We start from the raw sequence: 25,417 nt of genomic DNA, 5'->3' as shown, positions 1-25,417 counted from the left end.
GGCGCCGCTCCCCCGGCGCACCGTGGAGGGTGAGGGGCGCCGGACCGGCGCCCACCGGCCCGGGAGGCCGTGATGAGGTACTGGAACGACCACGGTATGAGCGGCTGGGGCGCCGGGCTGATGCTGTTCGCCACCCTGCTGCTCCTGGGCCTGCTGGTCGCCGCGGCCGTGGTGCTGTTCCGCTGCGCGGGACGGTCCGCGGACCGGCACCCGCCCGAATGGCGCGCGCCCGAGCACCGTCCCGGGCCCGAACAGCGGCCCGGTCCCGAGCAGTTGCTCGCCGAGCGCCTGGCCCGCGGCGAGATCGACCCCGACGAGTACCGGCTGCGCCTGCGGACACTGCGCGACGCGGCCCGCCCGGACCAGAACGGGACCGACCGGACCGACGGAACAGGCAGAACGGGCGGAACGGGCGGAACGGGGTGGACGCCGTGACCGCCCCGGTGCTGGACGCGCGGGCCCTGGAGACGCTGGTCTCGGCCGCGGTCGCGGCGCCGTCCCTCCACAACACCCAGCCGTGGCGCTTCCGCCTGGTGCCGGAGACCTCCGTGCTGGAGGTCCGGGCGGCCCCCGAGCGCGCCCTGCCGGCCACCGACCCGCAGGGCCGGGCGCTGCACGTCTCGGTGGGCGCCGCCGTGCTCAACCTGCGCACCGCCGCCCGCCACCTCGGCTGGGCGCCCGAGGTGCGGCTGCTGCCCGACCCGGCCGAGCCCGGGCTGCTGGCCGGCGTCCGGCTCGACGAGGGCGCCGGCTCCCGGCTGCCCGCCGTCGACGCGCTGTACGGCGCGATCTGGCGGCGGCACTCGATCCGCTCGCCGTTCACCGGACCGCCGGTGCCCGAGCGGGTGCTCGCCGACCTGGCGGACGCGGCCCGGGCGGAGGAGGCGGAACTGCTGCTGCCCGACGAGGCGGAGACCGCGCGCCTGCTGCGGCTGACCGCCGAGGCCGAGCGCCGCAACACCGTCGATCCCGCCCAGCGGGCCGAGAGCCGCCGCTGGAGCGGGGAGCGGAACGGGAAACCGTACGGCATCCCGTCCGCCGCGCTGGGACCGCAGGACGCGGACGGCCGCCTGCCGATGCGGGACTTCGGCGCGCTCGCGCCCGAGCGGCACCTCCCGCCGGTGCGGTTCGAGGCGCACCCGCGGATCACCGTCCTGCTGACCCGCGGCGACCGGCCGGAGGACTGGCTGCGGGCCGGCCTGGCCCTGGAGCACGTGCTGCTGGCGGCGACGGTGCACGGCGTGCGGGCCTCGCTGCTGCACCAGGCGATGGAGTGGCGGTTCCTGCGTTGGGAGGCCAGGGACGCCCGGCACGGGCCCGCGTTCGCCCAGATGCTGATCCGGCTCGGCTACGGCCCGGAGGGCGCACCGACGCCGCGCCTGCCCGCCGCCGAGGTGCTCGACGGCTGACCCGCCACGCGCCGCCCGGCGTCCCCCGTCCCTCCCTCAATGCCCTGCCCCGGCTGCCCCTGCTGCCCCTGCTGCCCCGGCGTCCAGCGGGCCCTCCGGTGCTCAGCGGGCCGTCGGCGCTCAGTCGTCCGGCAGCGGGACCTTCCAGACCAGTTCGGTGCCGCCGCCCGGCCGGGTCCGGGCCCGGAACTCGCCGCCGAGCGCGGCGGCCCGCTCGGCCAGGTTCGCCAGCCCGCTGCGCCGACCGCCCTCGGGCAGGCCCACGCCGTCGTCGGAGACCGTGACCGTCAGGTGCTCCTCGTCCGTCTCGACCACCACCTCGACGGTCCCGGCCCGGGCGTGCCTGGCCGCGTTGGACAGCGCCTCCTGGAGGACGGCGGCGGCCTCGTCGGCGAGTTCCGCGGGCACGCCCACGTCGAGCAGGCCGGCCATCCGCAGCGCGGGGGCGAACCCCAGCAGGGCGGTGGCCCGTTCGACGGCCGCCACCACGGCGGCGCGCAGGCCGTGGGCGGCGGGTCCGGCCTCGCGCGCCCGCAGGCCGAAGATGGTGGCGCGGATGGTCTTGGCGGTCTCGTCGAGCTCGTCGATGGCCCGCAGCACCCGGTCTCGGGCCTGCGGGTGGTCGATGAAGCGGGTGGCGCCCTGCAGGGTCATGCCGACCGCGAACAGCCGCTGGATGGCCAGGTCGTGCAGGTCGCGGGCGATCCGGTCGCGTTCCTGGAGCAGGGCGACCCGTTCGGAGTCCCGGCGGCGCTCGGCGAGCTCCATGGCGACGGCGGCCTGTCCGGCGAAGCCCGTCAGCGGGGTCGACTCCTCCGGTTCGAAGAGCGGCGACCCGGCCGCCCTGGCCAGCATCAGCACGCCGCGCACGCCCAGCCCGGCGGTGCCGATGGGTACCGCGACCGCCGGGCCCAGGCCCTCCCAGCGGGGCGGTCCGGCGGTGATCCGCGGGTCGCGGTGGACGTCGGCGCTGATGACCGGGGCACCGGCGCGGGCGGCCGCGCCCATGAAGGTGCCCTCCAGCGGGAGCACCAGCCCGCGGTGCTCGCGCTCTCCCAGGCCGACGGCGATCCGCACCTCCAGTTCGCCGCTGCCGGGCAGCGGCAGGGCGACCACCGCCAGGTCGGCCCGGGCGATCTCGGTGGCGCGGGCCACCAGCAGGTCCAGCACCTCCTGCTCGGCGCTGCCGGACAGCAGGCTGTTGGTCACGGCGGCCCCGGCGGCGAGCCACTGCTCGCGCAGCCGGGCCCGGGCGTACAGCCGGGCGTTCTCGATGGCCACGCCGGCCGCGACGGCGAGCGTCTCCAGCACCGACTCGTCCTCGGCGTCGAACGCGTCGGCGCCGCGCTTCTCGGTCAGGTAGAGGTTGCCGAACACCTTGCCGCGAATCCGGATCGGCACGCCGAGGAAGCTGTTCATCGGCGGGTGGTGCGGCGGGAAGCCGTAGGAGGCGGGGTGGTCGGAGATCCGGGCCAGCCGCAGCGGTTCGGGGTGGGTGATCAGCTCGCCGAGGATGCCGTGGCCCGACGGCAGCGGGCCGATCCGCCGGGCCTGCTCCTCGGTGAGGCCGACCGGGACGAACTGCGACAGCCGCCGGTCGTCGCCGACCACGCCGAGCGCCCCGTACTCGGCGTCGACCAGGGTCACCGCGGCCTCGACGATGTGCCGCAGCACCTGGGTCAGCTCCAGGTCGCGGCCGACCGCCAGGACGGCCTCCAGCAGGCTGTGCACCCGGTCGCGGGTGCCGCGCGCGGCGTCCAGCCGGCTCTGCAGCTCGTCCAACAGCTCGTCCAGCTTGAGCTGCGGCAACGGGGTCGGGCTCTCTTCTACGCTGCCCACCGCGATCCTCCGGGCTGGGTGACGGCGTCTTCCAGCCTAGGCGCGCAGCCCGGGCGCCGCCGTCCGATGGGGTCGCCGCAGCCGGGACGAGGTCTGGTCCCCGGTGCTCGGGAAACGTGCTCGGGGAGGGTGTTCGGGGAGGCGGTGAACACGGTAGGTGCGGTCGTCCGCCGGGGCCCGGTCGGCCGGCCCGGTCAGCTGGGCTGGCGGCGGGTCCACCGGGGCTCGACCTGCCGCCACTCGGCGTCCCAGCGGGCGTAGCGGCGGCGGTCGAGGACGCACAGCGCGCCCTTCCAGGCGAGCGCGGCGGACAGCGGCAGGGCCGTGGCGGTGACCAGGGCGGCGGTCCAGGCCGCCGCGTCGGCCTGGCCGGCGGTGGCGGGCGCGTGGACGACCGCGCCCCGGGCGTCCAGCCAGATCCGCACCGGGGCACCGGCGCCCTGGCCGGTGTCCACCGGGACGGTGGCCCGGTGGACGGCCCCGTCCGCGCTCCACTCGACCACGGCCGGCACGGTCGTGGTGTCGAGTCCGCCCGCCACGTCATCGGTGAGCCGCGCCGTCACGGGGTGGCGGGCGGCGGCCTGGTCCCGGGCGGCCCCGGCCCGGTCGTGCTGGACGGTCAGGCCGACGGCGAGCGCCACCGGCAGGCCGGCGACCGCGAGCGCCAGCAGAATCCGGGCCAGCCACCACTGGACGCGGTCACTGCCCCGCCTGAGCGGGTTCCTCCGTTGCCGCGGGTGCGCGCGCATGACGTCCGCCTCCTCACCGGTCGGCCGGGTGTCCCGTCTCCAGCATCCCGGCCGCGGGGGCGTCGGCGCGTGGTCCGAACGGCCCCTCCCGCCGGACGACCGGCCCGGACCACCCGTACGGATCACCGCACCGGACGTGCCCGCCGCCTACCGCGCCGGTTCGTGCCCGTCGGCCGCCGGAGGGGGCGAACCGGCGCGGTAGGCGGCGGCCTGCGTCTCGAACATCTCGGCGTAGACGCCGCCCCGGCCGATCAGCTCGGAGTGGCTGCCGGCCTCCACGATCCGGCCCTGGTCGAACACGAACACCCGGTCGCAGGCGACGGCGGGGCCGAGGCGGTGGGAGACCAGCACGGTGATCGTGTCGGGGCCGGCGTACTCGTCGAGGACCGCGCGGAACAGCCGGTCCTCGGCGAGCGGGTCCATGCTGGCGGTGGGCTCGTCCATCACCAGCACCGGGGCCTGCTGGTACAGCCCGCGGGCGCAGACGATCTTGGACCAGTTGCCGTCGGAGAGTTCCGCGCCGCCCTCGAACTGCGGGCTCAGCACGGTCTCCCACTGCCGGTCGAGCCCGGCGATCACCCGGTCCGCGCCGGTGGCCCGCACGGCGCGCACCACCCGGTCCGGGTCGGCGGTGGTGATGCTGCCGGAGCCGATCACGACGTTGGCGAGCGCGGACAGCGGCCAGTGCCCGGGGTCCTGGAGGACGAGGGCGACCCGTCCGGTCAGGCTCGCCGCGTCGTACTCCCGCACGTCCGTGCCGTCCCAGCGCACGGTGCCCCCGCTCGCCTCGTACAGCCCCGCCAGGATCCGCGACAGCGTGGACTTCCCGGAGCCGTTCGCGCCGACGAACGCGTACTTCTTCCCGGCCTCCAGCGTCAGGCTGACCCCGTGCAGGGCCTGCTTGCCCTGCGGGTAGGTGAAGCGCACGTCCCGAACGGCGATCTCCCGCACGGCGCCGGGCGCGGGCGCGCCGGTGCGCGGCAGCCGGGCCCGGCAGCTCTCCTCGAACCGGCGCAGGTCCTCCACCCACAGGGCGTTCTCGAACACCTGGTGACCGGCGATCACCAGGCGCAGCAGGGCGCTCTGGCTGGCCTGGATGGCGAGGTAGGCGGCGCCGCCGGTGGCCAGCGGCATCCAGCCCGCGCCGAGCATCCAGGCGAGGGCGGCGTAGGTGGCGAACATGCCGAGGCCGCCGAGAACGCGGCCGACCAGGGCGGCGCGGCTCTGGTGCTCGCCGAGGGCGACCTCCTCGTCGGTGATCCGGGCGGACAGCACGCGGTGCTCGTCCAGCAGGGCCTGCTGGGCGTTGGAGGCCCGCAGTTCGGCGGCGGTGTCGCGCTCGTAGAGGACCCAGGAGAACTGGAGCATCCGGCGGCGCAGGGTGCTCTGCCGCACGGCCGAGAGGTAGCCGGCCCGGATCGAGCGGACGGAGGCGGCGCCCTTGGGGAGCACGGCGGCCAGCAGCAGCACCAGCAGCACCGGGTGCAGGACGCCGAGGACGCCCGCCGCGCCGAGCAGCGCCAGGACGGCGCTGGCCAGCTCGATGGTCTTGTCGATCGAGGCCTTGGCGTAGTACAGGCCTCGGTCGTTGGCGCGGCGGACCTCGTCGGCCCAGGTCGGGTCGTCGACGGCGGCGAGTTCGACCCGGCTGGTCAGGGCGAGGAAGTCGGCCTCCAGTTGCTGGCGCACCCGGGGGCCGAGCCGGGCCTGCCAGTGCGAGATGCCGGCGTCGACCAGGCCGCGGAACATCAGCAGCACCGCGACCACGGCCAGGGCGGGCAGCGCCGCGCGGATGCGCTGCCCGGTCGCACCGCCCGCGAACACCTTCTGCAGCACGCCCAGGCTGGCGATCAGCCCGGCCGACGCCATCGCGGCGGAGACCAGTTGCAGCACGGCCACCAGGACGGCCGCCCGCGCGTCCGCGCGCCACGCGGTGCCCCACACCTGTACGACGATGGCCGGCAGGCGGCGCACGATCGTCACCAGCCCGGTCCGGGACGCCTCGCCCTCGAAGGTCTCCCAGTAGCCCTGGGTGATCTGCCCGCCGAGGTCGCCGTCGGCGGGCGCCGCCCGCACCTGCTCCGGCGGGGGCGGCAGGTCGGGGGTACGGGGGCCGGGCAGGGCAGCGGTGGCGGGGGCGGTGTGGTCGGTCAACCAGGGCTCCGGTGATCGTCACGGACGCGGACACGGAACGGGGAGGGAATCCGATCGGGAGTCGGGGCGGGGCGGGGCGGGGCGACGGTCAGCGGACCACGCGGGCGGGCCCGCCGGTGCGCACGGCGTCCACGGCCGCGGGGGTCGGTCGCTCCCGCCAGGAGCCGCGATCCGGACAGGGTTCAACCCCCCTTCCCCCAGGGCCAGTTGGGAACTCATCCGCCCACCCTAGTGTCGGCGCGGCACCACGGGCGGCGCCTCGGCCGGGATTCGCCCGCCGGGGGGACAGCAACGGCGTGTCGGCTGGCGTACGGCGCCCGTCCCGACCGTCCGGGCCGTCCGGGCCGTCCGGGCCGCCCTGACCCTCCGGGTGTCCGGGTCAGTGCCCGGGGGCGGTCACCTCACCGTTCTCGAACCGCAGGATCTGCTCGCGCAGCAGGCGCTTGGCCCGCGGCAGGAAGGCGCTGCTGGGGCCGCCGACGTGCGGGGTGATCAGGACGCCGGGGGCGTGCCAGAGCGGGTGGTCGGCGGGCAGCGGTTCCGGGTCGGTGACGTCGAGCGCGGCCCGCAGCCGCTGCGCGGAGAGTTCCGCGAGCAGCGCCTCGGTGTCGACCACGGGCCCCCGGGCGACGTTGACCAGCAGCGCGCCGTCCTTCATCCGGGACAGGAACCCGGCGTCGACCAGGTGCCGGCTCTCCGGGGTGAGCGGGGTCAGCAGCACGACGACGTCCGCGTCCGGGAGCAGCTCCGCCAGCTCCGCCGTGCCGTGCACCCCCTCCTCGGGGCGGGCCCGGCGGGCGACCTTGACGATCTCGCACTCGAAGGGCTCCAGGCGGGCGGCGAGCGCGCGGCCGATCGAGCCGTACCCGAGGATGAGCACCGTCCGGTCGGCGAGGGAATCGTGGAACTCCAGGTTCCACCGGCCCTGGTCCTGGAGCCGGGTGAAGCGCGGGATGCCGCGCAGCGAGGCGAGGATCAGCGTCACCGCCAGCTCGGCGGTGCTGGCGTCGTGCAGTCCGCGCGCGTTGTGGGCGACGACGCCGTCCGGCACGTGCGGCAGCACGTCGTCCATCCCGGCCGTGAGGGTCTGGACCACCTTCAGCGACGGCAGGCGTTCGATCAGCGGGAGCGCGACGGCGTGCCGCAGGTAGGGCAGGCAGAAGAACTCCACCTCCCGCAGCGCCTCGTCCGGCGGCACCGGCCCGTCCCCGTCCCAGACGAGGGCGTCGAGGCCGACGGGCAGGCCGCCGATCGCGTCGGGGGCGTACGGGAGGAGGTAGCGAGCGCTCATCCCCCGACCTTAGCCACCCCGCCAACCGCCCCGCCGGTCGGGCCGTCGCCACGGTGGCGGCGACGGTAGTGGCGGTGGCGGCAGCGGTAGTGGCGGTGGCGGCGGGTCAGACTTCCAGCTCCAGCCAGCCGAGGTCGTTGATCTCGGCGGTCAGGCCCTCGGCGCGGCGGCCCCGGTCCTTGAAGTAGTGCTCCTGGAGGGCGGCGGCCAGGATGCGCTGCTGCTCGCCCTCGCCGGCCCCGGCGTCGCGGGCCGCGTAGAGCTCGCGGGCGACGTCGCCGGGCAGGTGTTGGGTGATCAGCCGCTCGCGCGGGTCGTCGGTGGAGCCGCCCGCCGCGCTGTACCCGAACCTGGCCTGGATGTGCAGCATGAAGCCCTGCTCCTCGGCGCGGCGGCGGACCCGGCGGCGCACGCCGGGCTGCCAGGTGGCGCGCACCCGGTCCTCGATCCGGCGGGCGGCGTCCGGCTTGGGGGCGATGGTGCCCTTGAGCCAGCGCTGCACGGTGCGCTGGGAGACGCCGAGTTCGGCGGCGACCGCCCGGGTGGAGCCCTTGGCGCGCTTGACCAGGTACCGGACCCGGGCGGGCACGGTGCGCGGGATCGGCCTGGTCCGCGCGACCCGTTCGAGTCCTTCGTCGATCTCCCCCACGGGGCGTCACTTCCTCGCTGCTGCGCTGGGACGGTTCACTCGTCGGCGGAGACCAGGCCGCCGGTCTTGATGTGGCGGGCCGGGTTGGCGCCGTCGGCGAGCAGCTCGCGGATCTCGGCGATCGGCCGGCTGCCCTCGAACTTGACGTGCCCGGGTGAGACGCCGAGCCGCAGCGCGGTGCTCAGGCCGCCGTCGGGACGGCGCAGCACGTCCGGCGCGGAGGGGCCGGGGGCGGCGAAGACCGCGCAATCGGAGAGCACGGCGAGCGGCGGGGTGCCGAGTTCGGCGTGCAGCCGGGCGAGTTTGCGGTGCAGGTTGACGGTGGCGGTGTCGATCACCAGGGCGCGCACCAGCGGGTCCCAGGTGGGGCGGTCGAGGGCGGCCCAGCGCTGGCCGGGGCGGTAGCCGAGGCCGCGCGGACGTTCGCGGAACTTGCCGATGGTGCCCTTGGCGGTCTGTTTGACCGCCCCGAGCACGGCCAGTTCGGCCGGGTCGCCCTCACCTAGCGCGGCCATCGCCGCCAGGAAGGCCGCCGGGTCCCGGTCGGCGAGGTCGAGCGGGACGCCGAGCGCGGCCATGGTGTCGACGTACGCCTGTCGCAGCCGCTTGTGCCACGGGTCGAGGTAGGGACCCGACTCGTGGCGCAGCCAGCCCTCGCTGGGGCGGACCTCGGCGCCGAGCTCGACGGCGTACGCGAGTTTGGCGGTGCTGTACCAGGCCGGGCCGGTGGGGGCGCTGCCGTCCGCGGTGAACGGGTTGGGCAGCAGCGGGTCGAGGACGAGGCCGCTGAGGTCGGCCCGCCAACTGCCCGGCGTCTTCTTGTCGAAGACCGGGTCCAGTTCGTGGACGGGCTCGGAGAGCGGGACGTTGAGCCGCCCGGCGGCGGCGAGGAAGGCCATGTTGACGTCGAGCCCGACGGCGAACGGCGCGGCCTCCTCCCGTGCGGTGAGCGGGCGGTGCCAGTCCCAGGCCTCGGTGACCAGGACGGCGTCGTCCTCGCGTTCGGCGGCCAGCGGGTGCTCGTCGGGCACCTCGGGCGGCGCGGCGTCGAACGCCCGGGCCCGGGAGCCCTCCACCGGGCCGGACGTCCAGCCGCTGCCGGTGCGCACCGGCCTGGTCGGCGGGCGCAGCGCGGTGACGAGTTCCAGCCCGGAGACGGCGGTGGAGCCGCGCGGGGTGTGCACCCGGCGGGCGTACGTGCCGAGCAGGCGGGCGAGTTCGGGCGCGGCGAGCCCGTCCGGGACCTTCCAGCCGCCGCCGTCCAGCGCGCCCCACGGCAGCACGCACAGCTGCACGCACTGCCGACGACCGGCCTCGGGTTCGCGGTAGATCCGGGCCCAGGGGCCGAAGCCGCGCCGGGTGAGCTGCCAGCCGTCCCTGGCCAGTGCCTTGACCTGCTTGTGGGTGTCGGGCAGTCGGCCGAGCCGGGCGACGTACTGGGTCTTCTCGTCGCGCCCGGCGGGCGGCAGGCCGAGTTCGGCGGCGGCGGTGTCGGTCAGCACCACCAGCGGGTCGCCGTCCTTGCCGTACCGGTGCAGCCGGGGCGAACCGAGCCGCACCGCCAGCGCCCACTCCAGCAGCCCCGCCAGGCCCCGCCCGGCCGGACGCTCCCCGGGCAGCTCCACACCGTCCGCGCCGTACGCGACCAGCCCGAGCCCGTCCGCCGCCACCTCCACCACGGCCAGCGGCCCGGCCGGGAAGCGCGCGGCGGCGGCCTGCTCCCAGTCCTCCGCCTCGGCAGGCCCGCGCGCCCTCCCACCGGCGGGCCCGGCCCTACGGGCGGACGCCGACGGCCGGCCGGACACCAGAGCCTGCGCCACGGCCGGGGCCGGGACCGGGGTCACCGCGGGCGCGGGCGCGAGCACGGGCGCGGGCGCGAGCACGGGCGCGGGCGCGAGCACGGGCGCGGCTACGGGCGCCGGTGCGGCGGCGGCCGTGGGCATCGGCGGACGGCAGAAGCCGCCCAGGTGCATCGGCCGACCCTGCGCGCGGTACACCGACGGCTGCCCGCACTGCACGCACGGCGCGGCATCGGCCATCACCAGCGAACCGTCCGGATGCTGATCGAGCATCACCGCCTGCTGCGGCGGCGCCACGGCCTCCACCGCCGCCGATGCTGCTTCTACTTCTGCTGGTGCCTGTGCCTGTGCCTGTTCCTGTGCTTCTGGTGCGAATTCCGGCCCGGCGGAAGGCTGCTCCTCCGGTCCGAGCTGCGCGGCGATGCCCTCCAGCAGGCGCGCGTACGCGGCCCGGCCCTCGCCCTGCGGGTCGCGGCGGCCCTGCTCCCAGGCGGTGAGCGTGCCGGTGCTGACGCCGAGGGCCTGCGCGGTCTCGGCCTTGCCGAGCCCGTACCGCACCCGCAGGCGTTCGCGTTCGGCCGGTTCGGGCAGCGGGACGGCCCGCCGGGGGCCGGATCCGAGGAGGGCGCCGATGGCGTCCGGGGTGCCGGTCACCTCACGCCTCCTTCACCCGCGGGGCGCCGGTCGGACCGGCTCCGTTCCCGTGCCGCGCTGCCGGGCGGGGGCCACACATCGTGCCGCTGCACCTCTTCTTGCATCCTGCCGAACCGTCGAACTCCCGCCCAACATAGACACGCCCCGAGCAGCGGCACAAGCAAGCCCGCCCCCGAGCCGGTGGAGCCGCGCAGTTGACCGACCGGCCTGCGGCAACGACCGGTCCGCCCCCGCACCGCCCGAACCGCTCGCTCGTCTGTTCATCAGGTGAAATCCGCCGCTCCGACCTGACGCTTCAACACCAACTCGTCACGCTGCGTGCGAAAAGCGGCCGCCCGAGTGACCGTCCGTCATGAAAGGCGGGCCTTCGCGTACCCGGCCCGCCCGGGTCTCGTTGGGTGGGGCATGGAAAAGATGATCACTTGCGCATCGGTCGGGCTCCTGCTCCTGGCCGCCGCCGCAAGCCCCGCGAGCGCGGCCACCGCCCAGCGCTCCAGCACCCACCTGGCGTTCGGACGCGGCGTCGCGGCCTGCCCGGACGACGCGTTCTGCCTCTACGAGCACGAGAACTACAACGACCAGGAGACGGGCCGGATCTGGGTGTTCCAACAGGAGAAGCGCGGCGCCACCACCCCGCGGCTGGACCTGACCCGCGCCGGGGCGCTCGGGTTCGGGCGCTCGGCGGTGGCCAACGACAAGGACTTCGCCACCATCCGGCTCTCCCCGAACGCCTGCTCCACGGTGCACAATCCGGCCCGTGACTGGGAGTACCTGATCTTCCTCCCGGGCAGCGGCTACCCGGAACGCACCGCCCGCGTCCCCGACCTGAGCCGGGCGAAGGGCATCCACCACACTGCGCGGGAGGTGGACGAACAGGGCCGCCAGGTGATCTCCGGGCGCACCCTCGACCTGGACGACCGGGCCCGCTGCCTCCTCTTCGACGAGGCCACCCCCGGGTTGTGACGCCCCACGCTCCGCCCGGCTCCACCCCGGCCCCGCCCCCGCGCCCCCGTCCTCACCCGACGCGGTACTGATCTCGCCCTGATCACCTCCTGGTGCTGCCCCGATACCCCCTGGCCCCGAGCCACCTCTCCCGGACGCGACGAAACGATTCTTCCCGGCCGGGAGAGGTCGGCCGACGGATCAGTGGGTCAGGAGGCAGGGGGGTGCGGGGGCCGGAGGGCGTACGGGCCCGGCACCGGCGCCGGGACGGCCCTCACCGCCCGGGATGGTCGACGAACACGTAGGTCTCCCGGTCGAGTTCGGTGACCTCCACGCAGAACGCGGCCGGCACCCGGACGTACCCGCGCAGCAGGTCGGTCACCCGGGCCGTGAGGGTGCCCCGGGCCCCGGCGCTGCGACCGGCCAGGATCTTGATCTCCACCATCACCACGGCCTCCGTCGAAGCGCCGTCACCGACCAGGTGCCACGCGGCCGGGCGCACCAGGGTCTTGCAGTCGTCCACCCGGGTGTCGATGACCTCGGGGATCAGCTGGTGCACCTCCTTCGCGAAGCCCAGCACGTCGAACTCCAGGCCCGGCGAGTGGTCAATCAGGATCTGCGGCACGACGGTCGCCCTCCCCGGACGGCGGCCCGCACCGGGGCCTTCCCGGGTCGCCGCGTCCGTGATCCAGAACATAGTCCCGCGGCGACACCACCGGCGGGCATACTGGCGCAATGCCCGACCGCCGCCAGCCCGATGCCGTCGAGCCCCCGGACCCGTTCGAGGGGCTCGTCCTGGACGAGGATTTCGTCCGCTCCGCCACCGTGAGCGAACCGTCCGCCCGGGCCCGGATGCTCGCCGAGCGCTGGCGCCGCGAACCCCCGGTCGACCCCGGCGGCCGTCGTTGGGCCATGGACGGCCCGGCGGCGTCCCGCCGCTCCCGCCGGGGGGACTCCGCCGAGCGGTCCGGGCGCTTCCCCCGGCTCCGCGGGCTGCGCCGCCGCCGGGGCGGCGAACCGCTCGGCACCCGGTTCCGCACCCTGAGCCGGGGCGAGCGCTGGACCGCCGTGCTCGGCACCCTGATCGTCCTGCTGGTGGTCGGCGGGCTGCTGTTCGGCCCGAACCGGGCGCACACCCCGCAGCTCGCGTCCTCCACCCGGCCGGACACCCCCCGCCCCGCGGGCGACCGGGCGCTCCCGGGCGGCGGCACGTTCGCCGGCAGCGCGTGCGGGCAGCACGGCTACCACCGCTTCCCGACCGCCGCCACCTCGCTCCCCGACGAGGAGTCCACCGGGCCCTGGCTGCGCTTCGACTCCTACGGCTACCAGTCCACGGGCACCGACCGACCCGGCGAATTCACCTTCGACCTGCGGCTCGGCTCCGGCTCGAACGCCCCGCTGGCGCTCACCGCACCGCTGGGCAGTGCGGGCGTCGCGGTCGAGATCGAGGGCCCGGACGGTGTGGTGGCCGCCGCGTACGGGCTGCCCACCACGGTGCAGGACGCCGAGCACACCCCCGACGGCCACGGCTGGCTGATCACCGAGAACGGCGCGTCCGCCCACGTGGTGCTGCCCGCCGACGCCCTCTGCCCCGGCGTCGACGCACAGGCCCTGGCCACCGGCCTGTTCCCGCGGATCGGCAGCGACCACGCGGTCGCCGGACCGGCGCCCTACACCCTCACGGTGTCGGTGGCCGACGCCGAGGTCGCCGAACTGCGCCGCGCCACGGGCGCGAAGCTCCACGGCGAGGTGCTGGCAGCCACCAACCAGCTGCCGCAGCAGACCGCGAAGCCGGTCTGACCAGCGGCCGCCCCGGCAGGAGGCTGCCCGCCGGGCGGGGGTGGGAGCGAGGCCTGCCGGGCGCCGCCTCCCGATGACGCCAGCGTCCGTCCTGATGGCGTCCGTGCTGATGGTGTCTGTCCTGGTGCTTTCCGTCATGGTTCGCTCCCCCCTGGGCACTTCGACCCGATGGCCCGGCCCGTACCGTGTTCGACCTTTCGTCTCGTCGGCAACCCTAGGGGCCGCCACGACGGGATCCTTGGTATACGGAGGTCAAACCACCCGGTGGAGCGAATATTCGTGCGATTCTTCACTCGCCCGAGCGAGCCGCGATCAAGCGGAGTTGACGTTGCGTCAGGAATTCCGGACCAGGTTCCGGAGCGCGCGGGCGAATCGCCCGGCGGCGAAGCCGGTCAGTCCCACCAGAACGACCACTGCTCCGCCCCGACCAGCCCGGAGGCGTACTCGGTGAGCGTGCCCGCGCCCTGGAAGATGTTGTCGGGGCAGAACGCCAGGTGCTCGGCGGCGATCCGGAGCGCGTTGCACTCGTCGCCGGGCGGGGCGGCCACGCTCAACTCCAGTTCGGCGAAGCCGACCTGGACCAGCCGGGTGCCGTAGCGGCGTTCCCAGTCCAGCAGGACGGCGGACACCTTGGCGATGTCGTCCTCGTGGTTGACCGGGCCGGACCACCCGCAGGCGGTGAGCGCCTCGGCCCCGCTGTCGGCGGCCACCAGGCCGATCCGCAGCCCGGCGTCGCGGGCGAGCAGTTCCCGGGCGAGCGCCCGGGCCGCGCCGTCGGGGTCCCCGGCCCGCTCGGCGGCGGGCGCGGTACCGGGCCAGCCGTCGAGGAACGGGGCGATGGAGCGCCCGAGTTCGGAGGTCTCCTCCGGGTCGAGCGGTTCGCCGTCGGAATCCACCACCGTGGAGTACTCCCAGCCGGTGCGCAGCAGCGCGGCCGGGTCGTACCAGTCGGGTTCGCTGGCGGAGGCGGTGCTGAGCTCGCCCGTCCCCCAGGGCCGGAACTCCTCGTCGGCCGCCCGCAGCGGCGCGAGCAGCAGCGGCCACAACCCGCTGCGCGGGTGCGCGCGGTGGAGTTCCTCCCACAGCCCGATCGGCGCGGGCCCGTCGCTCAGCCAGAGCACGGGGGCCGTGTCCTCCCCATCGTCCAGGGGGTTGATCAGCCGTCCGGCCGGCAGCAACCCGGCCACGGCACTCGGGTCGCCGCTGGGCAGCAGACGGCGCAGATCGTGCTCGGCATCGGTCATGCGAACACGCTAGCGACCGCCGCTGACGATCCCCGCCACCGCACCGCCGCGCCGCACCATGGACACGCTCTCCGGACACGGGCGCCACCCCCTACTCAGTCAACGCCCCCTCAGCGCCCCCTCGGTGCCCCCCTCAGTGATCTTCCGCCGCACCCCGCTGCGCGGCCGCGCCCAACTGCCGGTGTTCGAGGCCGAGCCGCCGGTAGAGCCCGATCGCCGGTTCGTTCCAGGCGTCCACCATCAGTGCGGCGTGCGTCGAGCGCCCGAGGATCCCGGCGAGCACCAGTCGGCAGGCGGCTGCCGCGTGCCCGCGCCCGCGCCCGTGCACGGGGTCGCTGACGACACCGGCGAGCAGGCCGACGCTCGGGGCGGGCCAGGCGTCGGCGGCGAGGGCGGTGAGCCGCCCCTCCTCGTCCCGGACGCCGGCCCAGGCGCGGACGCCCGGCCGGTGCGGGTGGGCGTGCGAGGCGGGGAAGTACCGGTCGATCAGCTCCGCGGCCTCGTCCAGTTCACCGGGCGCGAGCCAGCGGGCGGTCGGCCGCCTGTCGCCCCCGCCGTCACCGCCCCCGCCGCCCCCGCCGTCACCGCCGTCACCGCCGTCACCGTCGAGCAGCGGCAGGCTGGCCGCCGTGCGCTGCATCCATCCGAAGCTTCCGAGCGGTTCCAGGCCGCCCCGGTGGGCGCAGAGTTCGGCGAGCAGCCCGGCGTCGCCGAACGGGCGGTAGCTCGGGCCGACGAGGGCCAGCAGGTCGTCGAGCAGCGGCAGCAGGTCCGCGAGGGGGCCGCGGACGGCGATCCGGTCGCGCCCGGAGAGGGCGGGGGTGGTGACGGCGACGGCCCGACCGCGGGCCCAGGCGCGGGCGCCGCCGGTGAGTCCCTGGGCGGCCCAGAGGAGCACGCTGTCATCATCGGTGGCGGCGCGGAGTCGCTCCTCGGTCGTCAGTTCGAGCACGCACCCATTCTGCGCCCGACCCCGCCCGCCGCCCCGCCCGGGGTGGCCCGAGCCACCCGCACCGCCCCGGCCCCGCACCGCTCCAGCCGGTCGGCGAGCCGGCGCAGGATCGCCGCTTCCCGATCGGGCAGCCCTTCGACCTGCCGCACGAAGAACGGCCCGACCGACGAACGCAGCCCGAGGGCCCGTTCACCCCCGGGCCCGGACACCTGGATCCGGCGCATCCCGGACGTCCAGCCACTACGCACCCGGACGGCTCAGCCGATGCGTTCGCCCTGGTCAAACCGGCCCGGGACCCGTCCGGCGGTCCGCTCGCCGATCAGCCCCGCCACGCGTGACACCTCACCGACCGCGCTTTCCCGACCCCGCCACCCGGCCCGCCCGTCGGCTGACGTACAGTCAGTGGCCACCGTCCGCAGCGCGCTTCGGGGGCGGCGGGAGTGGACGCGGCGCCGGTATTTCATTACGGTCTGGCGTCAAACCTATATTCGGACGATCACTCGAACGAATGTGTCCGACCGGAAGAAGGAGCCGCATGGCCTCCCACCGCCGTCCCAAGCAGCCGAGTCGCGCCCGGGTGGTCGTCCTCACCGGTGCCGCCGCGACCGCGGTCGCCCTGTCGGCTCAGGTCGGTGCGCAGGCGGCGCCGGCCCAGCCGTCCAAGGACGAGGTGAAGGCCCAGGTCGACAAGCTGACCGGGGAGATGGAGCAGGCCACCGAGAAGTACAACGGGGCCAAGGAGCGGGCCGACCAGCTGCGCCAGCAGGCCAACGACCTGCAGGACCAGGTGGCCCGCAGCCAGGAGCAGCTGACCGAACTGGCCTCCGGCCTCGCGGTGGTGGCCGCGGACGAGTACCGGCAGGGCGGCGTCGACCCGTCGATGCAGCTGATGCTCTCCTCCGACCCGGACCAGTACCTGGCCAAGGCGTCCTCCTTCGACCAGGCCGCCAGCACCCAGAGCGACGTGCTCAAGGCGCTGAAGGAGCAGCAGCGCCGCCTGGACCAGCAGAAGCAGGAGACCGCCGAGGTTCTGGCCGAGCTGGACGGCGAGACCCGGACGCTGAACGACACCAAGACCGAGGTGCAGTCCAAGCTCGCCGAGTCGCAGCGCCTGCTGAACCAGCTCAGCGCCGCCGACCGGGCCGCGATCCTGGCCGACAACACGGGCACCGCCTCGCGCGGCTCCGACCGGGTGGACCTCGGCTCCCTGCCGAAGGCGAGCAGCGCCGCCGCGCAGACCGCCATGGGCATCGCGCTCGCCCAGCGGGGCAAGCCGTACGTCTGGGGCGCCCAGGGGCCGAACAGCTTCGACTGCTCCGGGCTGATGGTGTACGCGTACGCGCAGGCCGGCGTGCACCTGCCGCGCACCTCGCAGGAGCAGGCCGGCGTCGGCAGCAGCGTGGGCCGCGACTGGCACAACGCCCAGCCGGGCGACCTGGTGATCTACAACGTGCACGGCGCCCAGGACCACGTCGCCATGTACATCGGCAACGGCACGGTGGTGCACGCGCCGAAGCCCGGCGCGCCGGTCCGCACCATGGCGGTCGACGCCCTGTCGATCAGCACCATCCGCCGGGTCTGACCCGCGGGCGCCGCGGCCGCCCGACCCCGGACGGCCGCAGCCGCGCGGTGCCGAACGACAGCGCGACGAAGCTACGACGACAGCGCGGCAGCTCAGCGGCCGGCGGCCGCGCGCCGTTCGGGCAGTTGGCCGGCCACGATCGACGCCAGCGCCAGCGCGAAGCCCAGCAGTTGCACCGCCCCGAGGGTCTGGTCCAGCAGCAGCGCGCCGAGCACCGCCGCGACCAGCGGCGACAGCAGGCCCAGCACCGCGACGCCGGTGACCGGGAGGCGGCCGATGCCCTGGAACCAGAGCGCGTACGTGAGCAGTCCGCCGACCAGGCCGAGCCACAGGTAGCCGAGCGCGGCCCGGCCGTCGACCGCCGGGGCCGCGCCCTCGAACAGGAAGGTGGCGGGGAGCAGGAACAGCCCGCCGGCGGTGAGCTGCCAGCCGGTCAGCGCGAGCGGGCCGACGCCCTCGGGGCGGCCCCAGCGCTTGGTGAGCGTGACGCCGAGCCCCATGGTGGCGGCGCCGCCCAGTCCGGCGGCCACCCCGACGGCGTCCAGCGCCGCGGCCGGGCCGATCACCACCAGCCCGACGCCGAGCACGCCCACCAGCCCCCAGCCGAGCCGCCGGGCGGACAGCCGCTGCCGGAGCACCGGGACGGCGAGCAGGGCGACGACCATCGGCTGGGCCGCGCCGAGGGTGGCGGCCACGCCGCCGGGGAGGCGTTCGGCGGCGGTGAACAGCAGCGGCAGGAACAGCCCGATGTTCAGCACGCCGAGCACGGCGGCCTTGCCCCACCAACTGCCGCGCGGCAGCGTCCGGGTGAGGGCCAGTGCGATCAGCCCGGCGGGCAGGGCGCGCAGCAGGGCGGCGAACATCGGGTGGCCGGGGGGCAGCAGTTCGGTGGTGACCACGTAGGTGGTGCCCCAGACCATCGGGGCCAGCGCGGTGAGCGCGGTGCGGCGCAGGGTGCCGGTCTCCGGGCCCCCGCCGCTGCCGTCCCGGGGCGGTCCGGCCTGCGGGGGCGGGGTGTCAAGCGGGCTGACGGTCGGAGTGGTGCCGGTGTTCGCTCTCATGTCCAGCAGTCTGGCTCCGGCCCGATCGATGAGTCCAACACATGTTTGTCAGCTCATCGATCTCGTTCCATGATGGATCGCATGGAACTCCAGCAGCTGCGCTACGTGCTCGCGGTCGCCGAGACGCTGAACTTCACCCGGGCCGCCGAGCACTGCCTGGTCGTGCAGTCGGCGCTCAGCCACCAGATCGCCCGGCTCGAACAGGAGCTGGGCGCCCGCCTGTTCGAGCGCACCAGCCGCAGGGTCCGGCTGACCGCCGCCGGGGAGGCGTTCCTGCCGGCCGCCCGGCAGTGCCTGGAGGCGGCCGAGCGGGCGGCCGCCGAGGTCGCGGCGGCGGTCGGCGAGGTGCGCGGGCGGCTCGCGGTGGGGCTGATCTCGACCGTCACCGCGGTGGACATCCCGGCCGGGCTGCGCGAGTTCCGCGGCCGGCACCCGCAGGTGCGGATCAGCCTGCGGGTGGGCGCCAGCAAGGACCTGGTCGAGCAGGTCCGCCAGGGCGCCCTGGACGTGGCCTTTCTCGGGCTGCCCACCACCTTCCGGCCCGAGGGCGTGACGGCCCGCGAGCTCGCCCGCGGGCGGCTGGTGGCCGCCGTCTCCCCGGACCACCCGCTGGCCGCCCGGGAGCGGGTGCCGCTGCGCGAACTGGCCGCCGAGCCCTTCGTCGACCTCCCGGCGGGCAGTGCGGGCCGGGCCCAGACCGACCTGGCATTCGCCGCCGCCGGCCTGGTGCGCGACGTGGCCTTCGAGGTCGACGAGGCCTCGTACATCCCGCGCCTGGTCGGCCCGGGCCTGGCCGTGGCGATGCTGCCCGCCGCGTACGTCCCGCAGCTGGCGGGCATCGCGGTGGTCGAGGTGACCGACGCGCCGACCCGGGTCGAGACGGTGGTCTGGCCGCGCACCGGGCCCACTCCGGCGACCGCGGCGTTCCTCGCCCTGCTCGGCATCCCCGACGAGGCCGGCTGAGGCCGCCGGGCGGCGCGGCGGCCCGGGAAGCGGCGCGGAAACCCGGGAACCGGCCCGCCCGGTCGTCAATTCAGCTGATCAGACAGTCAGATGATGACCCGTCAGGTCTCCGGTGCATTGCGCCCCGTGTCCTCCCGTTTCCGCTTCCGCGATCCGCTGGCGGGGCGTTCGCGGCCTGTGCTTACCTGACGCCGTGACCGTCCGGAGGCGCCGCCGCGCCGCCCGGTACGGAGGGCACCCCGGGCCGCCCGGGCCCGTCGGAGGTGCCCCCTCCCCACCCTCCCGCGCCCGAGCGACGGCTCCGCCGTGCCCGCCCGCGCCCGTGATCCGTACAGGAGCAGCATGTCCGAGCAGAGCCCCGAGGCCGTTCCCGGCTGGTCGTTCGAGACCCGGCAGATCCACGCGGGCGCGCAGCCCGACCCGGCGACCGGGGCGCGGGCGGTGCCGATCTACCAGACCACCTCGTTCTCCTTCCGGGACACCGCGCACGCCGCGGACCTGTTCGCGCTCGCCGAGCCGGGCAACATCTACACCCGCATCCACAACCCGACCACCGACGTGCTGGAGCAGCGCCTGGCCTCGCTGGAGGGCGGCGTGGCGGCGGTCGCGCTGGCCTCCGGGCAGGCGGCCGAGACGCTGGCGCTGCTGACGGTGGCCCAGGCCGGCGATCACCTGGTCTCCTCGGCCTCGCTGTACGGCGGCACGTACAACCTGCTGCGGCACACGCTGCCCCGGTTCGGCATCGAGGTGAGCTTCGTCGAGGACCCGGACGACCTGGAGGCCTGGCGGGCGGCGGTCCGGCCGAACACCAAGGCGCTGTTCGCGGAGTCGCTGGGCAACCCGCGCGGCAACGTGCTGGACGTGCGCGGCGTCGCGGACGTCGCGCACGCCGCCGGGGTGCCGCTGATCGTCGACAACACCGTGCCGACCCCGTACCTGCTCCGGCCGCTGGAGCACGGCGCGGACGTGGTGGTGCACTCGGCGACCAAGTTCCTCGGCGGGCACGGCACCACCATCGGCGGCGTCGTCGTGGACGGCGGCGGCTTCGACTTCGGCGCCCACCCGGAGCGCTTCCCCGGTTTCAACGAGCCCGACCCGAGCTACCACGGCCTGCGCTTCTGGGACGCCCTCGGCCCGGGCGCGTTCGCCGCCAAGCTGCGGGTGCAGCTGCTGCGCGACCTCGGCCCGGCGCTCTCCCCGCACTCGGCGTTCCTGCTGCTGCAGGGCGTGGAGACGCTGTCGCTGCGGCTGGAGCGGCACACCGCGAACGCCCTGGAGCTGGCCCGCTGGCTGGAGCAGCGCGACGAGGTCGCGGCCGTCCACTACCCGGGTCTGCCGTCCAGCCGCTGGTACGCGGCGGCGCAGCACTACCTGCCGCGCGGCGCGGGCGCGGTGCTCTCCTTCGAGCTGCGCGACGGCGTCGAGGCGGGCCGGCGGTTCGTGGACGGGCTGGAGCTGTTCAGCCACCTCGCCAACATCGGGGACGTGCGCAGCCTGGTGATCCACCCGGCCTCGACCACGCACAGCCAGCTGGACGCCGAGCAGCTGGCGGCCACCGGGACGGCGCCGGGCCTGGTGCGGCTGTCGGTCGGGCTGGAGAGCGTCACGGACCTGCGGGCCGACCTGGAGGCGGGTTTCCGTTCGGCGAAGGGCGCGTCGTCCTGAACGGCCCGGCCCGGCACGCCGCCCCGTCGGCTCCCGGGGTGCCCGCTCCCGGAGCCCCGGGAACCGACGGGGTAGCCGCACCACCACCGGCCTCCGGGGCCTGGCGGGACGGCGACCCGGTCGGCGGGCGGCGCTGGTTCGCGCTGCCCGGGCCGCTCGCCCTGGAGGCGGGCGGCTTCCTGCCCGGGGCCCGGCTGGCGTACCAGACCTGGGGCTCGCCGCGCCCGGACGGCTCCAACGCGGTGCTGGTGCTGCACGCGCTGACCGGGGACAGCCACCTCACCGGGCCGGCCGGGCCCGGACACCCGACGGCGGGCTGGTGGACGGAGCTGGTCGGGCCGGGGCGGGCGCTGGACACCGACCGCTGGTTCGTGGTCGCGCCGAACGTGCTCGGCGGCTGCCAGGGCTCCACCGGCCCGGCCTCGGCCGCGCCGGACGGGCGGCCGTGGGGCAGCAGGTTCCCGTTCCTCACCCAGCGCGACCAGGTCGCCGCCGAGGTGCTCCTCGCGGACGTCCTCGGGATCGACCGCTGGGCGCTGGTCGTCGGCGGGTCGATGGGCGGGATGCGCGCCCTGGAGTGGGCGGTGGCGCACCCGGGGCGGGTCGGGGCGCTGCTGGTGCTGGCCAGCACGGCGGCCGCGTCGGCCGAGCAGATCGCGCACGCCTCCGCGCAGTTGCACGCGATCCGCGCGGACCCGGGGTGGCACGGCGGCGACTACCACCACCTGCCGCCGGGCGGCGGCCCGCACCGGGGCCTGGGCCTGGCCCGCCGGCTGGCCCAGATCACCTACCGCAGCGAGCCCGAGCTCGCCGCCCGCTTCGGCCGCGTCCCGCAGTCCGGCGAACACCCGTGGCGGGGCGGGCGGTTCGCCGTCGAGTCGTACCTCGACCACCACGCCGCGAAGCTCGCCCACCGCTTCGACGCGGGCAGCTACGTCGTCCTCAACCAGGCCATGAACGCGCACGACCTCGGCCGGGGCCGGGGCGGCACCGCCGCCGCGCTGCGCCGGGCCGCCGTTCCGGCGCTGGTCGCCGCGATCGACTCGGACCGGCTGTACCCGCCCACCCAGCAGGCCGAACTGGCGGCGCTGCTGCCGGACGCCGACGCGCTGCGGGTGCTCTCCTCGCCGTACGGCCACGACGGGTTCCTGCTGGAGACCGGCCAGGTGGCGCCGCTGCTCGCCGAACTGCTGCCGGCCGCCCGCCGCTGACCGGCCCCTCCGCGCCCCGCGGCCGTCCGACCGCTCAGACTCAGACGTCAGGCTCAGGCTCAGGCTCAGGCGATCGAGGCGGCCACGATCGCGGCCGCGGCAAGGTTGCAACTCGCCGACACCCACACCGCCGGGTGCGGCTCGGTGGAGACCAGGATCGCGCCGAGCCGCCCGGGGGTGAGCAGGTCCAGCAGCCAGAACGCGAGCGCCATCAGCAGCAGGCCCAGGACGCCGAAGCAGAGCGTGGACAGCAGGCCCTTGCCGAAGTCCTCGTAGGTGTACCGGATCGCGGTGTAGACGATGCCGCCGACGCCGAGCAGCGCCGAGCTGAGCAGCACGGCCGCGTTGCGGTTGCCCTCGGCCCAGATCAGCCGGCCCAACTTGCCGGGGGTGAGGACGTCGATCAGCAGGTAGCCGAGCAACAGCAGCACCAGGCCGACCAGGCCGTAGACCGCGGCCGCGCCGAGGCCGTGGAATATGTCGTTCATCTGCGGGGGCTCCCCGGGAGGTCGTCGGCGGCCGGGCGGCCGGACCGTGGTCAAGGATCGGCAAAAGATATCCCATGCCACTGGCGTCCCGTCAGTTTCCGGGGGCACCTCCCTTAGCATCCGGCGGCCCGCGTACGATGATCCGCCATGACACCGCCGCCCTCCCCCGCCACCGGACCGGACCGGCCGATACCCGGCGCCCGCCGCCGCTCGGGCTTCGTCGCCCTGGGAATGGTCGGCACCCTCGCGCTGACCCTCTCCGGCTGCTCCTCGTCGACCAAGACGCCCAGCCGCTGCGTGGACCCGTCCACCCTCAAGGTCCTCGACTCGCACTCCTGCTCGGCGGGCGGTTCGGGCGCGGGCCAGTGGTACTACTGCGGCTACGGCACCACCACCGCGAGCGGCGGCACCTTCAACAAGTCGGCCGCCAAGCGCGGCGGCTTCGGCTGCCCCAAGGGGAGCAGCGGCAGCAGCGGTTCGGGCGGGGGCTGATCCGGGTGCGCCGCTACACCATCACCCCGCGCCCCGACTGGCTGGCCACCGTCGAGTCCCAGGGCCTCGTGTACGCGATGTGCTCCGACCCCTGCAACCAGGGCGGCCCGCACGCCTACTGGGACGAGAGCGCCTACTACGAGTTCTCGCTGCCCGAGGTGGAGGCCCTGGAGGAGGTGGTCGAGGAGCTCCACGCGCTCTCCCTGGCCGCCGCCGAGCACGTGGTGCGCACCGGCCGCTTCGCCGACTTCGGCATCACCGACCCGCGGCTGGCCGCCGTCGTCGCCGAGTCCTGGCGCCGCCGCGACGAGCAGCCCAGCGTGTACGGCCGCTTCGACCTCGCCTACGACGGCACCGGCCCGGCCAAGCTCTTCGAGTACAACGCCGACACCCCCACCTCGCTGATCGAGGCCGCCGGGCCGCAGTGGTTCTGGATGGAGGAGCGCTTCCCCGAGGCCGACCAGTGGAACTCCCTGCACGAGCGGCTGGTCGAGTCCTGGGCGAGCCAGAAGCACCTGCTGCCGCCCGGGCCGGTCCACTTCGCGCACTCCCGCGGCGACACCGAGGGCGAGGACTGGCTCACCACCCTCTACCTGCAGGAGTGCGCCGAGCAGGCCGGGCTGCGAACGGTCGGCATCGCGATGGAGGACATCGGCTGGGACGAGCTGTCCGGCCGTTTCGTCGACCTGGAGCACCGGTTCATCCGCTCCGCGTTCAAGCTGTACCCGTGGGAGTGGCTGGTCGACGACGAGTTCGCCGACCAGCTGCTGAAGGTCATCGACCTCGGCGGCGGCACCGGCTCCACCCTGTGGATCGAGCCCGCCTGGAAGATGCTGCTCTCCAACAAGGCCCTGCTCGCCGTCCTGTGGGAGCTCAACCCCGGCCACCCCAACCTGCTGCCCGCCTACCTCGACGGCCCGCGCGAGCTCGCCGACCCGGGCGGCCCCGGGTACGCCGCCAAGCCGCTGCTCGGCCGGGAGGGCGCCGGCATCCGGATCGTCGAACCCGACGGCAGCCAGACCCGGCTCGCCGACTGGGCCGGCGACCCCGACCGCTACGGCGCCGAGGGCTACTGCTACCAGCAGTACCACCCGCTGCCCGACTTCGACGGCAACCGCCCCGTCCTCGGGACCTGGGTCGTCGACGGCGAGTCCGCCGGACTGGGCATCCGCGAGACGGACGACAGCCCCATCACCCACCAGGGCGCCCGTTTCCTCCCCCACCTGATTCGTTGATCCGCTGGTCCGCTGATCCTCCGCCCACCCCCTGACCGCCCGTCAGGGGGCGGTCCGCGCTCCCCCGTTCCCGCGCGCTCCCCGCGCTCGGGCTCAGCCGCCCGAGGCGGCGGGACGGCCCGCGGACGACCGCTGCGCCGGAATCCGCACGGCCCGGACCCCCTCGGTCGACGGCTCCGCGCCCCCGCGTCGGCCGGGCAGCGCGCCACCCGCCGTCGGCACCGGGTACCGGGGGGCGATCCGCGCCAGCGAGGCCAGCCGGGCGCGGCTGGTCTGCCGCTCCACCGTCCCCCGGCAGCGGGCCCGGCCGGCGGCGGACACGTCCGGGGCGGTGAAGTGCTCGGCGGCGTAACGTCGGAAGAGTTCACGGCGGGTCATCGCAACCTCCTGGGCGGCCGGGGCCTGGCTTCGCTCGGGCGTTCCCGACCGGCGGCCGCCATCGGGAACACTCCAAGCAAAGCCCGACTCCCGAGGGCCGAACAATGCGTATCCCCTACCCAACATCCGCCCCGAACCCTGGGTACCCCCGTCCCGACCGGGCCACTACCCACCCTTCGCCCGCCGCGATGGGTACCGCTACGCATTGATCACCGCACCCACCGACCGCTTAGCTGGTGGCCGTTCCCCTCCCACCCCCGACGCACACCCTCGACCCGGAGGTCCGGATGACCCGCCGCGAGCGCTTCCGCCTGTACGCCAGCGAGCACTTCACCGCCCTCACCGACCCGCCCGCGGCCGACCGCCGCGGCACCGTCGAACGCCAGACCCGCCGCGCCACCCTCACCCGTCTCGCCCGGCTCGCCCACCACCCCCGCCCCTGAACCCGGTCACCGCCATGACGATCACCGCCACCATCCCGGCCCCCGCGCCCGCACCGCGGCACCTCACCGCGGCGGACCTCCCGCTCTGGCTGGTCACCATGCCCACCACCAGCCCCACCGGCGCGCGCGGCGAACAGACCTTCGCCGTCCGCGCCCTCACCTACGACGAGGCCCTCGGCGCGGCCGCCACCACCGCGTACGCGCATCCCGCCCTCCGGCACCGCCGCGGCGCCCGCATCGACACCGCCGCCGCCCGCGCCACGCTCCACCACTGACCGGGCCTCAGCCCCTGACCGGGCGTCAGCCACGGGCCACCGCCCGCACCTGAGCCACCGTCACCACCCGTGACCTGGGCGCGCCGACCGGAGCGACCTGCCGGAGATCCTGCCGAAGGGCCCGGCGAAGGGCCCGCGCCCT

Annotated in this window: 24 protein-coding genes; 12 read left to right on the top strand and 12 right to left on the bottom strand. The window is 75.5% G+C overall.

Annotation, left to right across the window (positions count from 1 at the left end):
• Nucleotides 1-72 precede the first annotated feature (72 nt).
• Complete coding sequence (locus tag HUT16_RS34530; protein WP_176191938.1) at nt 73-435, top strand: hypothetical protein; 363 nt, start codon at nt 73-75, stop codon at nt 433-435.
• The gene (locus tag HUT16_RS34525; RefSeq protein WP_176193021.1) at nt 432-1,409 is read left to right on the top strand and encodes a hypothetical protein; all 978 of its coding nucleotides are present in this window, start codon (nt 432-434) and stop codon (nt 1,407-1,409) included. The genes HUT16_RS34530 and HUT16_RS34525 overlap by 4 nt, the downstream gene beginning before the upstream one ends.
• A 120-nt stretch (nt 1,410-1,529) precedes the next feature.
• Here HUT16_RS34525 and HUT16_RS34520 read toward each other — a convergent pair whose 3' ends face one another.
• The 6 genes from HUT16_RS34520 to HUT16_RS34495 all read right to left on the bottom strand — a co-directional run bounded on the left by HUT16_RS34520 (nt 1,530) and on the right by HUT16_RS34495 (nt 10,544).
• Nucleotides 1,530-3,248, bottom strand: coding sequence for a GAF domain-containing protein (locus HUT16_RS34520; protein ID WP_176191937.1), 1,719 nt, complete (start codon nt 3,246-3,248; stop codon nt 1,530-1,532).
• Between the two features lie 194 nt (nt 3,249-3,442).
• Nucleotides 3,443-3,997: a hypothetical protein gene (locus HUT16_RS34515; RefSeq protein ID WP_176191936.1), complete on the bottom strand. Its 555-nt coding sequence runs from the start codon at nt 3,995-3,997 to the stop codon at nt 3,443-3,445.
• 147 nt (nt 3,998-4,144) lie between these two features.
• Complete coding sequence (locus HUT16_RS34510) at nt 4,145-6,151, bottom strand: ABC transporter ATP-binding protein (protein ID WP_176191935.1); 2,007 nt, start codon at nt 6,149-6,151, stop codon at nt 4,145-4,147.
• Between the two features lie 379 nt (nt 6,152-6,530).
• The gene (locus tag HUT16_RS34505; protein WP_176191934.1) at nt 6,531-7,442 is read right to left on the bottom strand and encodes a 2-hydroxyacid dehydrogenase; all 912 of its coding nucleotides are present in this window, start codon (nt 7,440-7,442) and stop codon (nt 6,531-6,533) included.
• Nucleotides 7,443-7,548: 106 nt separating this feature from the next.
• Nucleotides 7,549-8,091, bottom strand: coding sequence for a helix-turn-helix transcriptional regulator (locus HUT16_RS34500; protein WP_176191933.1), 543 nt, complete (start codon nt 8,089-8,091; stop codon nt 7,549-7,551).
• Nucleotides 8,092-8,126: 35 nt separating this feature from the next.
• The gene (locus HUT16_RS34495; protein WP_254898134.1) at nt 8,127-10,544 is read right to left on the bottom strand and encodes a helix-turn-helix domain-containing protein; all 2,418 of its coding nucleotides are present in this window, start codon (nt 10,542-10,544) and stop codon (nt 8,127-8,129) included.
• 414 nt (nt 10,545-10,958) lie between these two features.
• Here HUT16_RS34495 and HUT16_RS34490 point away from each other — a divergent pair, with 414 nt between their 5' ends.
• Entirely contained in the window at nt 10,959-11,507 is a 549-nt protein-coding gene (locus HUT16_RS34490; RefSeq protein WP_176191932.1) for a hypothetical protein, read from the top strand.
• A 253-nt stretch (nt 11,508-11,760) separates the two neighbouring features.
• On the opposite strand, the gene HUT16_RS34485 is transcribed toward HUT16_RS34490, so the two are convergent.
• A complete protein-coding gene (locus HUT16_RS34485; RefSeq protein WP_176191931.1) occupies nt 11,761-12,111 on the bottom strand; it encodes a 5-carboxymethyl-2-hydroxymuconate Delta-isomerase in 351 nt (116 codons plus the stop codon).
• 110 nt (nt 12,112-12,221) lie between these two features.
• On the opposite strand from HUT16_RS34485, the gene HUT16_RS34480 reads away from it, so the two are divergent.
• A complete protein-coding gene (locus HUT16_RS34480; protein ID WP_176184184.1) occupies nt 12,222-13,286 on the top strand; it encodes a hypothetical protein in 1,065 nt (354 codons plus the stop codon).
• A 392-nt stretch (nt 13,287-13,678) separates the two neighbouring features.
• On the opposite strand, the gene HUT16_RS34475 is transcribed toward HUT16_RS34480, so the two are convergent.
• Nucleotides 13,679-14,530 (bottom strand): DUF4253 domain-containing protein, encoded by an 852-nt coding sequence (locus HUT16_RS34475; protein ID WP_176191930.1) that lies wholly within the window; start codon nt 14,528-14,530, stop codon nt 13,679-13,681.
• Between the two features lie 133 nt (nt 14,531-14,663).
• Entirely contained in the window at nt 14,664-15,482 is an 819-nt protein-coding gene (locus HUT16_RS34470) for a GNAT family N-acetyltransferase (RefSeq protein WP_176191929.1), read from the bottom strand.
• 535 nt (nt 15,483-16,017) lie between these two features.
• Between HUT16_RS34470 and HUT16_RS34465 the strand changes: the two genes are divergently transcribed.
• A complete protein-coding gene (locus HUT16_RS34465; protein ID WP_176191928.1) occupies nt 16,018-17,064 on the top strand; it encodes a C40 family peptidase in 1,047 nt (348 codons plus the stop codon).
• Between the two features lie 92 nt (nt 17,065-17,156).
• Here HUT16_RS34465 and HUT16_RS34460 read toward each other — a convergent pair whose 3' ends face one another.
• Entirely contained in the window at nt 17,157-18,125 is a 969-nt protein-coding gene (locus HUT16_RS34460) for an EamA family transporter (RefSeq protein ID WP_303392121.1), read from the bottom strand.
• An 81-nt stretch (nt 18,126-18,206) separates the two neighbouring features.
• Here HUT16_RS34460 and HUT16_RS34455 point away from each other — a divergent pair, with 81 nt between their 5' ends.
• The 3 genes from HUT16_RS34455 (at nt 18,207) to HUT16_RS34445 (ending at nt 21,964) form a co-directional block, all read left to right on the top strand.
• Nucleotides 18,207-19,088, top strand: coding sequence for a LysR family transcriptional regulator (locus tag HUT16_RS34455; protein ID WP_176191927.1), 882 nt, complete (start codon nt 18,207-18,209; stop codon nt 19,086-19,088).
• A gap of 342 nt (nt 19,089-19,430) precedes the next feature.
• Nucleotides 19,431-20,753, top strand: coding sequence for a bifunctional o-acetylhomoserine/o-acetylserine sulfhydrylase (locus HUT16_RS34450; protein WP_176191926.1), 1,323 nt, complete (start codon nt 19,431-19,433; stop codon nt 20,751-20,753).
• Between the two features lie 38 nt (nt 20,754-20,791).
• The gene (locus HUT16_RS34445; protein WP_176191925.1) at nt 20,792-21,964 is read left to right on the top strand and encodes a homoserine O-acetyltransferase; all 1,173 of its coding nucleotides are present in this window, start codon (nt 20,792-20,794) and stop codon (nt 21,962-21,964) included.
• Nucleotides 21,965-22,029: 65 nt separating this feature from the next.
• On the opposite strand, the gene HUT16_RS34440 is transcribed toward HUT16_RS34445, so the two are convergent.
• The gene (locus HUT16_RS34440; RefSeq protein ID WP_176191924.1) at nt 22,030-22,452 is read right to left on the bottom strand and encodes a DUF350 domain-containing protein; all 423 of its coding nucleotides are present in this window, start codon (nt 22,450-22,452) and stop codon (nt 22,030-22,032) included.
• A gap of 147 nt (nt 22,453-22,599) precedes the next feature.
• Between HUT16_RS34440 and HUT16_RS34435 the strand changes: the two genes are divergently transcribed.
• Together HUT16_RS34435 and HUT16_RS34430 are read left to right on the top strand one after the other, a co-directional pair.
• A complete protein-coding gene (locus HUT16_RS34435) occupies nt 22,600-22,944 on the top strand; it encodes a hypothetical protein (protein ID WP_254898133.1) in 345 nt (114 codons plus the stop codon).
• 5 nt (nt 22,945-22,949) lie between these two features.
• Nucleotides 22,950-24,179: a glutathionylspermidine synthase family protein gene (locus tag HUT16_RS34430; RefSeq protein ID WP_176191923.1), complete on the top strand. Its 1,230-nt coding sequence runs from the start codon at nt 22,950-22,952 to the stop codon at nt 24,177-24,179.
• A 93-nt stretch (nt 24,180-24,272) separates the two neighbouring features.
• Here HUT16_RS34430 and HUT16_RS34425 read toward each other — a convergent pair whose 3' ends face one another.
• Entirely contained in the window at nt 24,273-24,500 is a 228-nt protein-coding gene (locus HUT16_RS34425) for a hypothetical protein (protein ID WP_176191922.1), read from the bottom strand.
• 293 nt (nt 24,501-24,793) lie between these two features.
• Between HUT16_RS34425 and HUT16_RS34420 the strand changes: the two genes are divergently transcribed.
• Both HUT16_RS34420 and HUT16_RS34415 read left to right on the top strand, forming a co-directional pair.
• Nucleotides 24,794-25,000: a hypothetical protein gene (locus tag HUT16_RS34420; protein ID WP_176191921.1), complete on the top strand. Its 207-nt coding sequence runs from the start codon at nt 24,794-24,796 to the stop codon at nt 24,998-25,000.
• 14 nt (nt 25,001-25,014) lie between these two features.
• Nucleotides 25,015-25,275: a hypothetical protein gene (locus tag HUT16_RS34415; protein ID WP_176191920.1), complete on the top strand. Its 261-nt coding sequence runs from the start codon at nt 25,015-25,017 to the stop codon at nt 25,273-25,275.
• The last annotated feature ends 142 nt before the right edge of the window (nt 25,276-25,417 follow it).

It is taken from the genome of Kitasatospora sp. NA04385 (assembly GCF_013364235.1).
In the GTDB taxonomy this organism is placed as follows: Bacteria; Actinomycetota; Actinomycetes; order Streptomycetales; family Streptomycetaceae; genus Kitasatospora.
This window is presented reverse-complemented; position numbering and strand designations above follow the sequence as displayed.

What these genes read in the sequence shown, in the direction of transcription:
- HUT16_RS34530 (WP_176191938.1), top strand. Translation starts at nt 73, where the DNA reads ATGAGGTACTGGAACGACCACGGTATGAGCGGCTGGGGCGCCGGGCTG.
- HUT16_RS34515 (WP_176191936.1), bottom strand. Translation starts at nt 3,997, where the DNA reads ATGCGCGCGCACCCGCGGCAACGGAGGAACCCGCTCAGGCGGGGCAGT.
- HUT16_RS34505 (WP_176191934.1), bottom strand. Translation starts at nt 7,442, where the DNA reads ATGAGCGCTCGCTACCTCCTCCCGTACGCCCCCGACGCGATCGGCGGC.
- HUT16_RS34490 (WP_176191932.1), top strand. Translation starts at nt 10,959, where the DNA reads ATGATCACTTGCGCATCGGTCGGGCTCCTGCTCCTGGCCGCCGCCGCA.
- HUT16_RS34480 (WP_176184184.1), top strand. Translation starts at nt 12,222, where the DNA reads ATGCCCGACCGCCGCCAGCCCGATGCCGTCGAGCCCCCGGACCCGTTC.
- HUT16_RS34475 (WP_176191930.1), bottom strand. Translation starts at nt 14,530, where the DNA reads ATGACCGATGCCGAGCACGATCTGCGCCGTCTGCTGCCCAGCGGCGAC.
- HUT16_RS34465 (WP_176191928.1), top strand. Translation starts at nt 16,018, where the DNA reads ATGGCCTCCCACCGCCGTCCCAAGCAGCCGAGTCGCGCCCGGGTGGTC.
- HUT16_RS34460 (WP_303392121.1), bottom strand. Translation starts at nt 18,125, where the DNA reads ATGAGAGCGAACACCGGCACCACTCCGACCGTCAGCCCGCTTGACACC.
- HUT16_RS34455 (WP_176191927.1), top strand. Translation starts at nt 18,207, where the DNA reads ATGGAACTCCAGCAGCTGCGCTACGTGCTCGCGGTCGCCGAGACGCTG.
- HUT16_RS34450 (WP_176191926.1), top strand. Translation starts at nt 19,431, where the DNA reads ATGTCCGAGCAGAGCCCCGAGGCCGTTCCCGGCTGGTCGTTCGAGACC.
- HUT16_RS34440 (WP_176191924.1), bottom strand. Translation starts at nt 22,452, where the DNA reads ATGAACGACATATTCCACGGCCTCGGCGCGGCCGCGGTCTACGGCCTG.
- HUT16_RS34435 (WP_254898133.1), top strand. Translation starts at nt 22,600, where the DNA reads ATGACACCGCCGCCCTCCCCCGCCACCGGACCGGACCGGCCGATACCC.
- HUT16_RS34415 (WP_176191920.1), top strand. Translation starts at nt 25,015, where the DNA reads ATGACGATCACCGCCACCATCCCGGCCCCCGCGCCCGCACCGCGGCAC.